General features: G+C 40.1%; 1 protein-coding gene and 1 pseudogene. Both read right to left on the bottom strand.

Going from position 1 to position 1,438, the window contains the following annotated elements:
* Positions 1 to 88 (bottom strand): annotated as a pseudogene (locus tag P5674_RS24670) (DUF1064 domain-containing protein); the annotation flags it as partial.
* Positions 48 to 1,433, bottom strand: coding sequence for a hypothetical protein (locus P5674_RS24665; protein WP_434475137.1), 1,386 nt, complete (start codon positions 1,431 to 1,433; stop codon positions 48 to 50). The pseudogene P5674_RS24670 and the gene P5674_RS24665, both read right to left, overlap by 41 nt.
* Positions 1,434 to 1,438 lie beyond the last annotated feature (5 nt).

Raw genomic sequence — 1,438 nt, 5'->3', positions numbered from 1 at the left:
AATCAGTTAATACTCCCTTAACTTCGATGTAACGATTAAAGAACGGACTATAAAAGTCGGGGGTCCAGGTGATATTTTTCCAAGGTTTCTGGCAATGTGTTTATTCGTTTAATTCTGTTCTCTGGATTATCAGCATTAACCGTGATTTTTTCAGGCATTTCAGCCGGAAAGGATTCAGGGTCTAGGAACTCGTAAATCCTTCTAATCATTCCACAGCATTCTTCATTCATGTCTGGTATTGTGATTTGACGAACGTTGTTTTCTGGCGGCAAATAATCTTTATCTTCAGACAGAATCCATAGTTTATAGCTATAATTACGGGTGTTCTCCCAAATTCGTGGACCGTCTAAAGAAGTATAGTTTAATCTAGTACTCGTAGGAAATACTGGATACCAGCGTGTATTTTCATACGACCTACCTCGATAGGCGTCCCACAATACGTCAGACTCATATTCGTAGTATGATTGATGACCTCTATCAATATATGGAACTTCCCATAAATGTATATATTCTAACATTGCTTCCGGGTCTTTAGTCCAAACAGTTGTTACGTCTGTCCAGGTTGTGGTTGGAGTTAAACGGTAAAAGATAGACCCGAATAATGGACTAATACTAAGCCTATTTGGACCACGACATGAAGCGTTATATTCAGAGTTATAAAAACTATTAAATGAAACATTTTCACAACCTGAATTCATATAGTAAGGTTTTAACGGGTATAACTTACGATGTTTAATATAATCATTATGTACAATTATCGGCTCTTCGTAATTGTACTCTGAATCATGCCATGATTCTTCCCACTCTATAAACACATCTAATCCAATCTTATTAAGTCTAAAATTTGACGTTGTTGCTTCTTGCCTTCTCCACCAATGCCTATTAATACTAGATGTTCCACTGCTAAGTCTACTATTTACTATTTGAGCAAAAATCATTAAATGCCATTTATCATTATTTTTAACAGGATAATCACGAGGGTCTGGCATTTCGTTCCCCGGTTTTGGTGGCCGCCTTCCTTTATCATCATCTACCTCGTCACCGCTATTAGGACCGCCAAAACCTCTACCAGCGCCACCCTTTCCCCTAGGTTTTTTTCCTCCCTTTGGTTCATCTCTTTTTGGGGGTTCCTCGTCTACTCGTCGTGTGTCATCATCTACTCGTCGTGCCTCGTCTTCTCTTTTCCACCTACCATGGTCTTCTGGGTTAATTCCACGCGGCACTCTGGTAATTGGGTCCCAAGGATTTACTAATCCGGGAACACCTCCTCTATCTCTTTCCCTTGCATACGGTAAACCCCTACCAAAGTCCATTGTTGAAGATGTTTGGTCACCTAAATCTCCTGCTAAACCTGAACTTACACCGCCTGACCTACCAACCCCGCCTGACCTACCAATATTCCTGGGTGTGCTTGACCTAATAGTATCTTTAATTTTTA

Source organism: Limnospira sp. PMC 289.06, from assembly GCF_032350395.1.
Classification (GTDB): Bacteria; Cyanobacteriota; Cyanobacteriia; order Cyanobacteriales; family Microcoleaceae; genus Limnospira; species Limnospira platensis.
Note: the sequence above shows the minus strand (reverse complement) of the source record. Positions and strands in the feature narration are given on the sequence as shown.